Origin of the sequence: Paenibacillus sp. FJAT-27812 (genome assembly GCF_001273905.1) — a bacterium.
Classification (GTDB): domain Bacteria; phylum Bacillota; class Bacilli; order Paenibacillales; family Paenibacillaceae; genus Pristimantibacillus.
On record NZ_LIGH01000001.1, the window covers coordinates 7,346,974 to 7,362,210 of the forward strand.

Here is a 15,237-nt window from a genome sequence, read left to right on the forward strand (position 1 = left end):
CTTAACTATCTTTGCCAGTTAAAACTTGTATTGCCCGCTTTATAGCAATTCCTCGAATCTCTTTACGTTTCATTATGTCAGACATAGAAAAAAAAGAATTGTTATCATATATCAAGAGTAAGACTTGTCTTGTTGCTATCACTGCTTGGTTCTCATTTTGCACTAAATAATAAATGACTTGGTAACAGTATGTTTCATATTCACGTAAAATTTTCACTTTATACTCCATGACTGTACACATATAACAAAACAACACCTTGCTAGTAAATTCAGAGAGCTCTTCTAAAGAGTTTCGATCGGGGAATTCCATGAAATGGTCAATCCCCGTTTTCCTTGTCGTAATCCCACACATGACAGCGGATTGAAGTTTCGTTTGATTTCCACTCAAACCTTCCAAAACGTACTCATACCACTATTCATAATCTTCGCCTCTTTAGGCACTTGAAATAAAATCAGCCAAACATTTAATAAATCAACTGATGAACCCAGAGCATTCAGGAGCATAAGAAAGATTAAAGTCGGACCCAAGCATCCAATTGCCCCTAAGATTAACGGTAGAATGATCGATATCACCCCAAAAGGGGCTATTGATATTAGAATAAATCGCTTTCGAGACATTATTTCCTCTGTAAATACAAACCCGCCAAAAAATTGAATCCCTAACCCTGTATTGGGGGATTTCAAGAAGTTTGGAACCAGAATCAAGTGGATTAATTCATGTAAAAGCAATAGTAGGACAATATTAGTGATGAATAATATATTGAAATTAAAGCTTATTGTTCCATCATGAGCACCATAATTCTCTAAATTAGCCGATTTAAACATACTCATTAACATGATCGTAATCGTCAAACCTAGAATCATGAACGGAATTGAAAAAAGAATCGCAGTAAATATAGAATTTGGTTCTTTTACTTTTAACCATTTCTGTAATAGTAGTTCAGCTTGTTTTTCGGGATCAGTCTTGGGGATCTGAAATACGATCTTCACTTTCACAACCTCCTTACCCAAAATCTATTCTTTTTCTTCGTTGTGGTTGTATATGTTTTAGCGACACCCTCTGACCTTCTGAAAAAAATATTCTCGGTCTAACACACGAGTTTTCAGTCTATGTATTACTTCTTTTATCCATAGATCAACCATTTTTCCACGACCACCTATATCCTCCGGATATCGTATAGAAGTTTAGTTAAATAAGGAAGACGGCTTGTTTTGTAAAAATCGATCAAAGAACGCAACTGTATATGCATTAATAGTTCGGTGCTCGTGCTTTGGACTGGTTCCTTCCATCCATTGCAGAAGCGGCGAATACATATAAAAATCAGAAAAACTGAAGTGCTTGGAATGTGGAATCGTTAATTGGTACGCACCACCGGCCATAGAATTTTCTCTTCGCATCACAATATCCTTGGTCATTTTGTTGAATTCCTCTAATGTCAATTTGTATTTATTTAACATTTTCTGTGGAGGCTGCTTTTCTGTTTCCGTTTCTGTTACTAATGATTCAGAGTTCATAAGCATAAATGGCTTTTTTAGTCCCGATTTGGGAATAGGCTCACCGAAGAACGTGCCGTCCATATTGATTCCCGCTTTCACACGTGGGTCAAGAAGCAACATTTGAGCTGCTGCGGCGCCACCAAGCGAATGACCAAAGATTCCGATTCGATCCAGATCCAACCTCCCTTTGAACTGACCCGTAGAATCCTCCCGGTTCAAGCCTTCGATTTGATCAAGTACAAACTGAATATCTTTCACAATGATCTCGCTTGTCATTTTATCCGATGACGAAAGATCTAATAAATTCATCTTACGAAATCCAGTCGTCTTTCCATCCGGAAACACAGTTGCAACGGAATGGTAGGTATGTTCCATACCAACCACAATGTACCCATGACTAGCAAGCTCCTCCACTTGAAACATATTTTGAAATCGCGTTCCTCCCATACCCGGCGAAAATAAGACAATCGGATATTTAGGAGCCGCTTCCGATAGCTTCGATTGCACCGTCGCATGTGTTTTTACCAAATGCAAATATTGAAGCAGAAAAGCGGGTACCCCGAATTGCTTACTAATCTCTTGACTGAATTGGGGAAGGTAAGGTACGTAACTATTCTTCTTCCCTTTTTCCCCCTCGGGCGAAGGATACCAAACCTGCACCATTAATTCTCGATGATCCTCTGGATCTTTGCTATAAGCTTCTTCTCGCTTCAGGTCAATCCAATGATAGGTTACTGTGCCTACCGCATAGGTTCCCGTTGGGGATTCAAATGAAAATACCGGTAAACATACCGGCAGTGTACCTGCAATCAATGCATAAATTAAAACTAGCAGACCTAAAAACGTTTTTTTCCGCCCGCTTCTTCGGTTTTTCTGCTCCTTTTTGGCGCGGAATTCGACTTTGCTTTTAATCACAATCCCCCATAAAAACACGGTCAACAAATACGTTGCAACCATCTGCCAACGATATCCTTCTAGTTGCAGCTGAAACAGAGTAAGTAACGTAGTCAGAGCCAGGCTTACAACGAAGTACCGTCTTGCAAGCCAATTAGGCTTGAAAAAAATCCAAAATAACAAACCTACATTCATCAAATAAGCAAATAGTTCCAACAAGCGCATTAACATTCCTCCTAACTTTTATCATACCGCACCAATCTTTCACCAATCTTACATTTTCCTTGAATTAACCTTAAAAGCAGGATTATCAAAGGCTGAATGGAATCATTAGTTTAAATACGACATCAAAGGGGAGGCATCTGCGTATGTCCAAAACGATCTTAATTGTTGACGATGAACCGGAAATTGTTGAATTGATGAGAATTTTTCTGGAGCGTGAACAGGTTGAAATCATCGAGGCCTTTAACGGGGCTGAAGCTTGGCAGCAAATTGAGACGAACAAAATCGACCTGGCGGTCATTGACATTATGATGCCGCAGCTTAACGGCTACCAATTGCTTAAAAAGATACGCGAGAAATATAAGCTGCCTGTTATTATTTTATCCGCCAAAAATCAAGATGCCGACAAAATTCTAGGGCTAGGTCTTGGCGCAGACGATTTCGTCTCCAAGCCATTTAATCCGCTAGAGGTCGTTGCACGTATTCAAGCCCAGCTGCGAAGGTCTTATGAATTCGCTTCTCCTATCGCCTCGGATTCAATATCGAATCTACTAACCAACTTGGGCGACTTGGTTCTCGATCACCATTCTTGCGAACTAAAGAAACGAGGAGTAGCCATACCTTTAAGCTCAACAGAATACGCTCTTTTAAAGTTATTTATGGGAACACCCGGTCGAATTTTCACAAAAAAACAAATCTTTGAAAATGTTTGGTCTGAGCCTTATATGAACGACGATAATACTATAATGGTGCATATCAGCAGATTGAGAGAAAAGATGGAAGATGATCCTAGGCAACCCGTCTACTTACTGACAATCCGCGGGTTGGGATACAAATTTGCAAAGAGCGTTAATCCAACATGAAGAAAAACAAAATATTTACTTCCTTGATAAAAAAATATATGTTGTTTTCAATTACATTGGGCATTTTTGTATGCTTAATTTTTCCTTTTTTTGATAGCCAGGTCCAATCTCGTCTGGCAGATCCTACGGTCTCGAAAATAAAAGCAAATGAGATTGTTCGTATGGACTATACACAAATTCCAGTCGAGGTTATCGAATCGTTTGGAGGATGGATCGAGATCCTCGATGAAAATCTGCAAGTCGTTTTCACCCGTGGAGCCTCTTCAGATCATCGCACTTCATACACCCAAGATGAGCTCATTTCTCTCTTTAATGAACCTAAAGGCGCAACTGAATATGTTTCTATGGCACCTTTTCAAACGACTGAAGGAAAGTCATACCGTTGTCTTGTCCACATACCGCAAGGTTATATTACAAAGGAATTTCTATTTCATAAAACGCCCGCCGCCTTAGAGCAGACCTTCTCTGAACTGGTACTTTTGATTATTATCCTTTTCTTGGTTTTTTACAGCCTTAATGTCTACCTGTACAGTCGATGGACCGCTCTCAAAATTACAAACCCACTCGAAGCCATTGCAAGCGGTATGCAAAATATGGCGAACGGTCGTTTCCGGACAAGACTAGCTTTTAAGGCTGACTATGAGTTGGCGCAAATTCAAGATTCGTTCAATAATATGGCGGAACAATTAGAACAATCCGAGACAGAGAAACGAATGCTGGAAGAAAGCAAACAACGCTTGCTCGTTGGGGTATCACATGATCTCAAAACACCGATTACAACCATTCAGGGGTATGCCAAAGCTTTACAGCTCGGAATCGTTGACGATGAAGGGAAAAGGCAGAATTACTTAGACTATATTTTAAATAAATCGAATCTGCTAACCTCCTTGATCGATGATATATTCGAATTATCCAAGCTGGACAGTCCGGACTATGTCCTAGAAACCGAGCTCGCAGACATCGCGGAATTCGTCAGGGAAATCGCCGCCCAATTCTACAATCAATTCGAGGAAAAACCACTCCTCATTCAAGTCCAAATTCCGTCGAATGAAATTCGAATCCGGTTTAATGCGAAAATGCTATACCGCGCCTTATCTAATTTATTAATTAACACGCTTAAATATTGCCCTGCGGGGAGCGAAGTACTTCTTCAACTACTGGAAACGGAATCGCATATTCAACTGAATGTCATCGATAACGGACCAGGCATCCCAGATAATTTGTATAAGATCATTTTTGATCCTTTTACACGCGGCGACCAAGCACGCACATGCGACGGCGGTACAGGACTGGGCTTGGCTATAGCTAAACATGTAATGGAGAAGCACAATGGAGAGCTACAGCTTGATACAAGCAACGGGCAAACCGCTTTCTGCATGATTTTTCAAAAGAATAATACCCCTTCTACTTTTTAGTTTTCAGACCTGTGAATGGGGAGTCTTTCATCGCGATTTCATTCAACTAGGGTTACTCCCACTCCCTCCCTACTCCGGATCGCTGCACGCCAGTCTTATTTTGCGGTTCGCAATTCGTACGCAAAAAGTATGGTAATTTTTCAAGGTTATCCACATTCCTCTAAACGATCAAACCATAACATAACGATCAATAAAGAAAAATGTGAGCATCATCAAGCTCCATTCATTACAAAGGCCGATGACCTTTGCAATTCGAGTAATTAACTCGCAATAAGCAACGCTGCGACAACTGCTTTCTTCGTTTTGTGGCTGTCTCTCAAGGAAACCGTCCGGTGCTGTTATAAAAGCCAGGCCCCCGGCTCAAGTACCGGGGGCCTGGCTTTAAAGAGCAGATGAAGCTTTAATTGCCGGCAAGCTCGAGCGCTCTAAGCAGAATGACTGCTGCCTGCGCCCTCGTTGCCGTTTGGTTCGGCGCAAATTTGTTGGCACCGATGCCCTGAACGATGCCTTTCTCAACCGTTGCCGATACTGCCGCTTCCGCCCAGTGGCCTGTTACGTCGCTGAACGTAAAGCCTGCATCTGTGTTCTCTTCAGGCTCTTTCTTTGCTACGGCGAATACCGCGAACTTCGTGAAATGATCGACTTCCGCCGTAATCCGATTGCCGCTCGCCGTCCCTCCGATTTCCATCCAAACCTTGCTGTAACTCCATCCCTACTCAACATGCAAACGAACGGCCTCCACTTTTAAAGACCCAGGATAATGTTTAAACTTCTGCCCTTTCTTAGGGGTGCAGTTCAGTTCTAGACTACCGCTGTTTTATTGCACTAACGTTCTCCGTTACTTCATTGAGTTACTGTTTGTTGGAAATAACTCTATCTAGAAACTTTTCTGCGTCACTATTAAACTTCCAAACAACACCAAATTTATCAACCAACATTCCAAAGCAGGATGACCAAGGCATGTCTGATAACGGCATGATAACATAACCACCTACAGACAAATTAGAAAAGTAATCTTCCAGTGTCTGTTTATCATCGATAACGATACTAATTAGTATATTATTGCCCATAACCAACTCGCCCGTTAGCTTCTTCATGGATGGTAGAATATCCGACAACATTATTTTTCCGCCAGCGAATTCTAACGATGACTCCATAATCATATTCAACTCATTTTCTGGCAAAGGGTAGTTTGGATCTTGCGGAAGATCCTTAAATTTCACCTTTTTTACTTCACTTGAATTGAGAGCTTCTGAATAAAACGCAATGACCTGCTCTGTATTCCCATCAAAGTTTAAATATGCAATAACTGACATGAAAAAACCTCCTTCTTGTAATACATGAAGTATAAGCTATAATAGGTGACAGCTTACTTGTCACCTATTATAGCTTTGTAAACATTTATTTTTTACCTAAAGAGGATGCTCAGTAATTATTGTGAATTTTCATAAATAGGTTGATTGATTACGGTTCGGGCCGGAGGGATAATATGGAGAAAATCGAAAGGTTAATATCTATCGTAATGATCTTGCTGCAGAAGGACGTCGTTTCAACAACCGAGTTCGCAAAATTATTTAACATGTCTAAAAGAACGATTCTACGTGACATGGAAACCTTGAGTCTTTCTAATATACCTATTTATTCTATAAATGGAGTTCACGGCGGCTACGGGATTATGGATGAGTACAAATTAGACAAACGACTTTTAAGCAGTAATGACTTAGAAAATATTTTAACAGCACTGGGTGGATTGGGACAAATTCTATTTAGTGATGAAGTAGAACAAACTCTTAAAAAAATTGAAGCGATGATAAGCTCATCATCCTGGAAAAGTTCGATTCACTTGTCATTTTATGATTGGGAGGGTCGGTCTGAGATTATTCAATCCTTGAAGACATGTCAAGAAGCAATATTAAAGAGAAAGTTAATTTCATTTGATTATATTGATAAAAATGGCATTAAAACGAATAGAATTGTCGAGCCCTATCTGCTTCATTTTAGCGAGACTAGTTGGTATTTGAAGGGATTCTGTTTACATCGGCAGAGATATAGGACACTTAAATTATCTAGGATCGATAATCTTACTAAGAATGAAAAAACGTTTAACCCTAGAGATTATTTACTAGAACAAGAACATGAAGCAAGTTATCAACCGCAACTAGTCGCCATTAAGGCGTTGATTACACCTAGCGTAAAAGATCAATTCATTGAAAGGTACGGTCGAAAAAGTATTGAAAACTATAGTTCTGAATATTTCTTAGCAACACTTGATGTCCCTCTGAACAGTATTGGATTTCAATTTTTAGCAAGTTTCGGTACAAATCTGGAAATAGTAGAGCCCAAAACATATGTTGAACAATTTCGAAATTATTTAAATAAAATGATAAATAAATATTCTTAAAAAGGTCCCTTTTAACATCAGTTAGATATTCCGCCAAGGTTACCGAAGCGGTAGGTTTGGACAGCCACCAGTCCTGTCACTCGATATTGCTTGATGATAACAGGCGTGGTTTTACGCATTAGCTTCAATTTTAAGACATTTATTTGATTAGGAAATAGCGTCATATAGTAGGATATAAAACCTTGCTCGATTGATCACAAGAATTAGAACAAAAAAAATGATGAAGATTGATGGAGGATACAATGGAAATTCACATAAAAGAAGCCGCGGATAAGATCGGTTTGCCTGCGCATACACTCCGATATTATGAACAAGAGGGTCTTCTACCTTATATAAACAGAGATGAAAATGGAAATCGTATTTTTAACGAGTCAGACTTATTATGGTTAGAGCTTATTGTATGTTTACGGAAAACCGACATCCCTCTCTCAGAGTTACGTGCAATCGTGGAATTAACAAAAGAAGGAGACAGCACAGCCTCGCAACGCAAACAGATATTTGAAAAGCATAAAGAGAAAATGATGGAAAAACAAAGAGACTTGGATAACGCTTTTATAAAAATTGATTTGAAAATTGAATACTATAACGATTTAGAAAATAAGTACAACAAAGATCATAAATAAAAATATTTTTCAAAAAACCCTTGCCTTAAAGTCAACATGAAGGATTAAGCTATTCTCGTAGGTTTTAAATCCATTAAGTAATAAATTGATGTGAGTTACTTCTTCAATCAACTTATTATTTTACAGAAGAAAGGGATGTATGATCAATTATGTGCAATAATCATAAAAACATTACTACGACGCGTGTTCTTAGTGTCCCAAGTGCGAAAGCACCATTTGAAAAGATCACGATCGAGCGGAGAGAATTGCGGCCACACGATATTTTAATAGATATTAAGTTTAGTGGCATTTGCCACTCTGATATTCACAGTGCATTCGGTGAATGGAGTGGCGGAATCTTTCCAATGGTTCCTGGTCATGAAATTGCCGGAGTCGTAGAAGCAGTTGGGACAGAAGTAACCAAGTTTGTAGTTGGTGACCGCGTTGGCGTTGGCTGCTTTGTTGATTCCTGCGGAGAATGCGAATACTGCCTCAGTGGAGAGGAGCAATACTGTACGAAGGGTGTTATCAACACCTATAACAGTCTAGACTACGATGGTAATCCAACATACGGAGGATATAGCCAAAAAATCGTTGTGACGGAAGGGTTCGTTGTCCGTATCCCAGACGGTCTGGATATGGATGTGGCAAGCCCACTATTATGTGCAGGCATTACCACCTACTCTCCTCTAAAACACTGGAACACCGGCCCCGGCAAGAAGGTTGCCATTGTGGGAATGGGAGGTCTTGGCCACCTAGCGATCCAGTTTGCTCATGCTATGGGCGCTGAAGTTACCGTATTGAGTCGCTCTAATAATAAAAAAGAGGAAGCTTTGAAATTTGGCGCAGATCATTACTTCGCGACAAGTGATTCCGCTGCTTTTGCAGAATTAGCTGGTCGTTTTGATCTAATCTTAAACACCGTGTCTGCAAATCTGGATGTTGACGCGTATTTATCACTACTTCGCATTGATGGGACACTTGTAAATGTTGGCGCACCGGCTGAACCAGACAAGTATCATGTATTTTCATTAATTATGGGTCGTCGCAGCATTGCAGGCTCACTCGTTGGTGGCATTCGTGAAACCCAAGAAATGCTCGATTTCGCAGCTGAGCACGGCATTTCCCCTATGATTGAAGTGATAAGTGCAGACCAAGTCGAAGAATCGTATGAGCGTGTCCTCAAAAGTGATGTGCGGTATCGGTTCGTTATTGATATCTCTACTTTGTAATTCGCAAAGATGTTTTCTTCCCTCTTGAAGAGCTTCATTCCCAATGAGGGGATGAAGCTCTTCAATTATCGGTTCCCGTTAGTTACAGTTTGGCAACCACTCCGTACAAGCATCTGCAAGTAATTGCAGCTCATTGTACAGCATCCCGGCATGGTATCCGTCGCAAACGGCATGATGGAATTGTGCCGATAATGGCAATAATATTTTTTCATCACGCTGAAAGTATTTCCCCATTGTAAAGATGGGTAGTAAATAGGTTCCCTCGTTATAGATGTTCAGGTTAAAGCCAGTGAAGCTAACCCAAGGAATGCTAGAAATAGGGAAGGTGTTGGGTGGTTCGTTTGTTTTAGCAGCAAATTGTTTAACACTTCCGTACTTTTTCATATCATTAAGATAACGACTGTAGAAATCATTAAAATCTTCACCGTACAAAGTCCATATGCTTGAAAAAGTTTTATCATCGTCATGGAAAACGGTAAAGCTAGGAGATAAACTATCCCAATAACCTAATGTCCCGTCAGAATTAAAACAGGTACGAAATTCATGGTGGCGGTTTACCACTGTAGTTATCATGTGGATTAGTGCTGGATACAGTTTTATCCCACGATTCTTAAGTTCTTTTAGCAGCCGGGAAATGTCAATATTTGCAGTCATGCTGAAGGTGCATCTAACATTATTTAAATAATGCTCATAATAGGGTTTTCTACTCCAGCTATCCATAACAATCGGTTTGAAATTCATTTATTATTACCTCCTAAAATGATTGCTTTTTTTGTTTTAGGAGGTTTAATCCACTGCTTTAACCATATCCTCATTCACAATCCCATCGCATTATTTTTCTACTGCCCCTACTTTGACTCTGTAACATTTCAATTAAATTTTTATTTTTCTTTTATTACGCTATTTACAAAGCCCGTTTTTGCTACTGTATAAGATTCTCGATCATTAGTAAATTCATGAGCTAACTTATACTTAAGATCTGCGTATTCTAAAGCAAGTGACGGGTTCATTCTTAAACGGTCACGAAATAAGAGTTGTTTTTCCCAACGTTCCTCTCCCTTTAACATGAGATGAAGATGTGCTATCCGCTTATCATTCTTAACTTTAACAAAGAATCTTCTCCATGGTTGTTTATCTAATACGGGCGGCACATAATGCCAGTCATGTGTGGCTAATTTAATCGAAATTTCGTTTATATCCCTTAATGAAGAAATACTTGCCATTAAATCGATGATTGGTTTAGCTGGTAAATTAGGAATTGATGTACTTCCAATATGCTCTACTTGATCTACACCAAAAGGTAGAAGCAGCTTAAAAAGTTCATTTCTTTCATGCACACCGCATTCAATCCACATAGGATCAGGATTTTTTATTTCTACTGTTTCGTCCGCCCAAACAGGATAGTCATTCTGGTCGTTATCATTAGTCATACAATTAATCATCTCCTTACAACAAGAGTTTACTTTTAAAAATTCTCCTTGTTGTTGAGTTATCCTGCTCATTAGATTCCTATGCAGTGTATTTAACAGAATTCAAAGTGGCTATTTATTAGATGATTATGCACTAAGCAGACTTCCTTTAAAAAGCATTTTTATTGTTCGAATAAAGATTACGATCAAAACGATGCTTACCAAAGCCAGAATGGCCGCGGAAATGGCGATTAGCAGCCAGGAATGCACAAACATCGCGTATTTGATAGACGCATTGCTGAGAGCAGCCATTGGAAAGCCTACAGTCCACCAGGAAGCTCCAAACGGGATGGACTTTTTGAATACTTTGAAGAACAAGATAATGAACAAGAACAGACCAAAGTAAAACAAGATGGAAGCGAAGGGATCAATCCGCTGCTCGAAGTTCGTGTAGCCAAGAAAACCAACCTCAAACGGAGCAATCAAGATAAGCATGGAAGGCGTTAATCCTTCCGGCAGTGGTGCTTGATGAATCATTCTCGATAATATCAAGGAAACGAAAACAATAGCAATAAATCCTCCGATCGCGAGGGACAACAGATTAATTTCATGCGCCCAAGAGAAAGGCATTGTCCCGCCGGTAACAGCAATATTAATGGTCCCTACCACAGGAATCAGCAAGGCTGGAACCGCGTTACCTGGATCATGATTCCCGTTCAACAAGCGTGAAATGATGACGAAACTAAGCGCTAAAGTAAGGACAGTTCCGATGATCCAAATCACTTGCCCCGATATTTGACTATAGGTGCCTATCACGGAGGAAAGCAATAAAATGGAAATCGTAATCGTACCGAAAAAATTCCCTAAAATCGGATGCGCAAATTCTTCTTTTACTTTTTGTGGATAAAGAACCCATTTTGAAACATAACCTATGCTTAACGCAACAAATACCAGAACTGCAACAACTCCAATGATATCAGCGATGGCGGGGGAAGTGCCGAATAGCTTGCTTGCTTGTCTCCAAGCCAATGAGAGACCTGAAATTCCCATAACCGACGCAAATAGATTAACGGGTAAAAATTGAACAGAACCGATCCTTTTTTGTTTCTGTACGGCAGCCATGGTTTGCATGGATCGTCACCACTTTCTATATCCATTATTGTTTTTCTAATGCAAAGTGCAATCGAGTTAAGTTGTCGAAGACAAACGGTTTACCAAACTAAGCCTGATTCGTCATGCTTGTAAACGTCTCGTCCTCCTATCGATTACCTCCACTCTCTCCTGTTGCCTCATTCTATGAGATTCACATTTATAGATCAATATCATTTTTTCTATAAAAACGATAGAAGGGTTCTATGATTCAAGGCAAGCGGGGTCGCTCGTTGTCACCCGGCAGTATGGATGAAATCAATATCAACGACTGGAGAATATAGAGGCTTACACGTTTTTTTTCCTTATAATGCCCAATAATTTCAACTATAATTAATTTTAATTTCATGAGGCAATTTTCTTATTTGGTTACGTTATGCTGTCCGTCAGCATAATAAAATGAGCAGGCACCGCAGCGCCTGCTCATCCATGATCATATTTTCGCCAAGCCTGACTTTTGAAATAATACCTCATGATCCGGGTATACTTAAGCCTTCATCTTGTAAAACCATTATTTCAAGTTTATAATCTACTTTCCAAAAAATTCTTTAGCATATTTTACAACGCCATGGAAATCTGAAATGTCCCAAAACAACGGAGCCCTTATAACCAAGCTGTGCGGCGATTTTGTGGCCTTCCATAATCAGCTGCTTCCCTTCATTACCTTGAAAGCGGAAGGGTTAAAGGAAAGGTAGTCATTAAAATAAAGTAATGGCCGGATGGATTGCAACAGCAATCTTACTGATTCGCGCCGTTTTAGAACACGCAAGAATGATAAAACGATATTTGGAAAATAATAGAAACCTAAACTTGCAAAAAGAGCTTCATTCCCACTTCGGGTATGTAGCTCTTAAACTAAGCTAGCTTAAAAATACTTCCGTTTCGTTATTACCGCGCTGTTCTCATGGCTGCAATCAGATAAGCCTCCAATTGCGCTTTTGTTTGCTTTAATATTGTCCTTTAATGACAAAAAACGAGCCCCGAATCGTTCCAGCAAGTTTAGACTTCTGCCTAGCAAACTTAAACTTCTGTTCCAACTCCTTTGGTACCTCCATCCCCTCAGAAAGCTTAAAGCCAACGGCCCGCTTCTTAGGGTCATCAACCGTATACATGACATTGACCGCAAGACCATCCTCATAAAACACGTAGGTAAATTTGATATTTTCCAATTCAAAACGCGACGTTTCCAAAGGTTTGGCCGCAAACTCAATATCACGTTCTTCTTTCAAAATCCGAATTACATAATCAAGGCTCTCCTGGCTTTCGCTAGCTGGTACAACCGTAAATTCATGCTTGTATTTGTTCATAAAGTAACGGGCTTCATTCGCACGTAAACCAGCAAGCGCTTCTACTACAGGGGAAGACTCTAAACCAACCGTAGACACATTATTAAAATCAACGATATACGACATTTCTACCCATTCCTTTTCTGTTTTTATTTCCGAGCAACAAAATTCCGCATTTCACCAAATACGAAGCCAAACTTCAAATTCATTCTTTTACCTACCCCATATTATCGCAAAAATGATGCAAGAGAACATTTTGAATAGCGAGTTTGTTAAAGGGTGTTCACATTGACTGGTATTCACAAAAACAATCTGACAAATCGTGCCCCGATGCCTATCCTAGCTTTTCTATTTCCGCCAAAAAGTCGAACAATCTACCTTATCCATCCTATTAAACTCGATCATTTTCTCAAGTAAAGTGAAATCAACCGGACTATTCCATTTGATACGTACCAGCTCTTTCGTATGATCATAGCCTGCCTTCACAATGTCGTCAGAAAAATGATTAATCCCTGCCCTTTCAGGGGCAACTGCCAAATGTTGTTTAGATACGCTAAAGCCAATAATAAATGTGTCGTGATCGGTAAACATAGGCTGATTCCAAGCCACTTTTGGCACTAAATCAGGAAACTTCTTCGTTACCCAAGTCAAAACCTCTTCTGTTCGGTCCCGATGCTGCGGGTTATCAATATGTGCTAAAAAAGCCGCAAAAACTTCCATCTTGTTCCCTCCTAGAATAACAAAGATGTCGTTTAGAGAAATCCCTCAGACCATCTTGAGGGCTGACGTCTCCCCCTATTCTATATTTGCATTGACCTGAAAATCCACAATTAATTTAGGATAATATACTTCTCGCCAGTCTTTTAGTTCTGGATAAGGAATCTGATGGCGAAAATATTGGCCAAATCCCAAAAAATCCGTACGGCTTTTTTGGGATTGCTCAAACACTTGGTAAAACCGATTTTCTATACGTTTTTCGAGTTCTTTTTGTATCTGGCTATCAATCGCTTCTAAGATTAGATCAACTAATACAACCATCGTAATCTTTTCAAGTAAGGGTGATAGAGGAATGCCTTCTCTGCTTTCTGCGACAAACAAGGCGAAGTCCAGCTTAATGCTTCGGGGTTAACAGACACTGGACTAAATAAAGCACGACTCTGTTCTTTTTTAACGAATGGATGGCTTGAAGCGAAATTTCAGTTAAGGCAAGTTGACTGACTTCATTTCCTGTACTGAATCACCCATTCAACTACTCCTCAACATTTGTTTTATCTCCTATTTTTAACATCGCTTAATATTTTATACATGATGAATTGTCAAGCTAAGTGCGACACTTCTTCCATGAAGGCTTCGTGAGCCGACCTCCACCCGAGACATTTACGAGGGCGGTTGTTAATCAAACGAATTGCATCGGCGAGTTGGTCATCGGTAACGGAAGCGAAGTCATGCCCTTTAGGGAAGAATTCCCGAAGGARACCGTTTGCGTTCTCGTTAGAGCCTCTCTGCCAAGAAGAATAGGGATCGGCGAAGTAGACCTTCACGTTATACACAGCTTCTAGGCTCGCGTAGCAGGCAAACTCTTTGCCACGATCAGTTGTCGCCGTCTGGCAAGTGCCGTGTGGGTATTGGCTGAGCACGACACCGAAGGCGACCTCCATCGAGTGGGCCGTTCGATCAGGCATCTTCAGTGCAATGTACAGTCGCGTCTTTCGTTCGATGAAGGTAGCGGCGCAGGCCTTGCTTTTGCCACGGCTGGAAACCACGGTATCAAGCTCCCAATGACCGAACGTCGTACGCTTACGGACTTCTTTCGGTCGCTTGCTGATCGGCGTACCGACGAGGAAGCGACCACGTGTTTCCATCGGCTTTTGACGCTTGCCCTTATGTCGTAGTACGTTGGCTCCCGCTGCGAGGCGCCCCCCGTATAGCCATCTGTAGATCGTCTTGAAGCACACGAAAGGTTTCCCTTCGGTACGACGCTTCTCGGCGATCTGCTCAGGGGACCAGGTCTCATGCAGCTTCAGTTTGAGTTCTTCAGCAAGTACCTTGGTATATTTACCGACAGGCACGCTAGATGCTCTCCGCTCATATGACGCTTCTTGGGCAGAGCTAGCCGCATAAGTCCCGTTCTTCTTACTGCCGCTACGTGCCAGTTCTCGTGCGATAGTAGAAGGATGTCGACCTAGCTCATGCCCAATCTTGCGGCATGACCAGCCCAATCGATGCAGCGCTTCTAGTTGTCCTCGTTCAATTATGTTAAGATGGGA

16 protein-coding genes are annotated in these 15,237 nt (G+C 40.6%); 5 read left to right on the forward strand and 11 right to left on the reverse strand.

Features of this window, described 5'->3' with window-relative positions:
- Positions 1-384: 384 nt before the first annotated feature.
- Positions 385-990, reverse strand: a complete 606-nt coding sequence (locus ADU23_RS31575) for a DUF3267 domain-containing protein (protein WP_053377379.1) — start codon at positions 988-990, stop codon at positions 385-387.
- A gap of 195 nt (positions 991-1,185) precedes the next feature.
- Positions 1,186-2,616, reverse strand: a complete 1,431-nt coding sequence (locus ADU23_RS31580; protein ID WP_053377380.1) for an alpha/beta hydrolase family protein — start codon at positions 2,614-2,616, stop codon at positions 1,186-1,188.
- Positions 2,617-2,759: 143 nt separating this feature from the next.
- Between ADU23_RS31580 and ADU23_RS31585 the strand changes: the two genes are divergently transcribed.
- Positions 2,760-3,476 (forward strand): response regulator transcription factor, encoded by a 717-nt coding sequence (locus tag ADU23_RS31585; RefSeq protein WP_053377381.1) that lies wholly within the window; start codon positions 2,760-2,762, stop codon positions 3,474-3,476.
- The gene (locus ADU23_RS31590) at positions 3,473-4,891 is read left to right on the forward strand and encodes a HAMP domain-containing sensor histidine kinase (protein WP_053377382.1); all 1,419 of its coding nucleotides are present in this window, start codon (positions 3,473-3,475) and stop codon (positions 4,889-4,891) included. The genes ADU23_RS31585 and ADU23_RS31590 overlap by 4 nt, the downstream gene beginning before the upstream one ends.
- Positions 4,892-5,291: 400 nt before the next feature.
- Here the strand turns inward: ADU23_RS31590 and ADU23_RS31595 are convergent, their stop codons facing one another.
- Both ADU23_RS31595 and ADU23_RS31600 read right to left on the reverse strand, forming a co-directional pair.
- Positions 5,292-5,579: an S-layer homology domain-containing protein gene (locus ADU23_RS31595; RefSeq protein ID WP_053377383.1), complete on the reverse strand. Its 288-nt coding sequence runs from the start codon at positions 5,577-5,579 to the stop codon at positions 5,292-5,294.
- A 163-nt stretch (positions 5,580-5,742) separates the two neighbouring features.
- The gene (locus ADU23_RS31600; RefSeq protein ID WP_053377384.1) at positions 5,743-6,207 is read right to left on the reverse strand and encodes a VOC family protein; all 465 of its coding nucleotides are present in this window, start codon (positions 6,205-6,207) and stop codon (positions 5,743-5,745) included.
- Between the two features lie 173 nt (positions 6,208-6,380).
- Between ADU23_RS31600 and ADU23_RS31605 the strand changes: the two genes are divergently transcribed.
- The 3 genes from ADU23_RS31605 to ADU23_RS31615 all read left to right on the forward strand — a co-directional run bounded on the left by ADU23_RS31605 (position 6,381) and on the right by ADU23_RS31615 (position 9,126).
- Positions 6,381-7,292 carry a helix-turn-helix transcriptional regulator gene (locus ADU23_RS31605; RefSeq protein WP_053377385.1) on the forward strand — a complete coding sequence of 304 codons (912 nt, stop codon included), beginning with the start codon at positions 6,381-6,383 and terminating at the stop codon, positions 7,290-7,292.
- A gap of 242 nt (positions 7,293-7,534) precedes the next feature.
- On the forward strand, positions 7,535-7,915 hold the full coding sequence (locus ADU23_RS31610; protein ID WP_053377386.1) for a MerR family transcriptional regulator: 381 nt from the start codon (positions 7,535-7,537) through the stop codon (positions 7,913-7,915).
- 149 nt (positions 7,916-8,064) lie between these two features.
- Positions 8,065-9,126, forward strand: coding sequence for an NAD(P)-dependent alcohol dehydrogenase (locus ADU23_RS31615; RefSeq protein ID WP_053377387.1), 1,062 nt, complete (start codon positions 8,065-8,067; stop codon positions 9,124-9,126).
- A gap of 78 nt (positions 9,127-9,204) precedes the next feature.
- Here the strand turns inward: ADU23_RS31615 and catA are convergent, their stop codons facing one another.
- The 7 genes from catA to ADU23_RS31650 form a co-directional block, all read right to left on the reverse strand.
- Positions 9,205-9,867 (reverse strand): type A chloramphenicol O-acetyltransferase, encoded by a 663-nt coding sequence (gene catA, locus ADU23_RS31620; RefSeq protein WP_053377388.1) that lies wholly within the window; start codon positions 9,865-9,867, stop codon positions 9,205-9,207.
- Between the two features lie 140 nt (positions 9,868-10,007).
- Positions 10,008-10,556, reverse strand: coding sequence for a GrpB family protein (locus tag ADU23_RS31625; protein ID WP_053377389.1), 549 nt, complete (start codon positions 10,554-10,556; stop codon positions 10,008-10,010).
- Between the two features lie 126 nt (positions 10,557-10,682).
- On the reverse strand, positions 10,683-11,666 hold the full coding sequence (locus ADU23_RS31630) for an SLAC1 anion channel family protein (protein WP_053377390.1): 984 nt from the start codon (positions 11,664-11,666) through the stop codon (positions 10,683-10,685).
- A gap of 965 nt (positions 11,667-12,631) precedes the next feature.
- Entirely contained in the window at positions 12,632-13,096 is a 465-nt protein-coding gene (locus tag ADU23_RS31635; RefSeq protein ID WP_053377391.1) for a hypothetical protein, read from the reverse strand.
- Positions 13,097-13,318: 222 nt separating this feature from the next.
- Positions 13,319-13,690 carry an iron chaperone gene (locus ADU23_RS31640; protein ID WP_053377392.1) on the reverse strand — a complete coding sequence of 124 codons (372 nt, stop codon included), beginning with the start codon at positions 13,688-13,690 and terminating at the stop codon, positions 13,319-13,321.
- A 75-nt stretch (positions 13,691-13,765) separates the two neighbouring features.
- Complete coding sequence (locus ADU23_RS31645) at positions 13,766-14,068, reverse strand: Ger(x)C family spore germination C-terminal domain-containing protein (protein WP_053377393.1); 303 nt, start codon at positions 14,066-14,068, stop codon at positions 13,766-13,768.
- Positions 14,069-14,286: 218 nt separating this feature from the next.
- The coding region (locus tag ADU23_RS31650; protein WP_053377940.1) for an IS30 family transposase at positions 14,287-15,237 on the reverse strand (951 nt) is incomplete at its 5' end.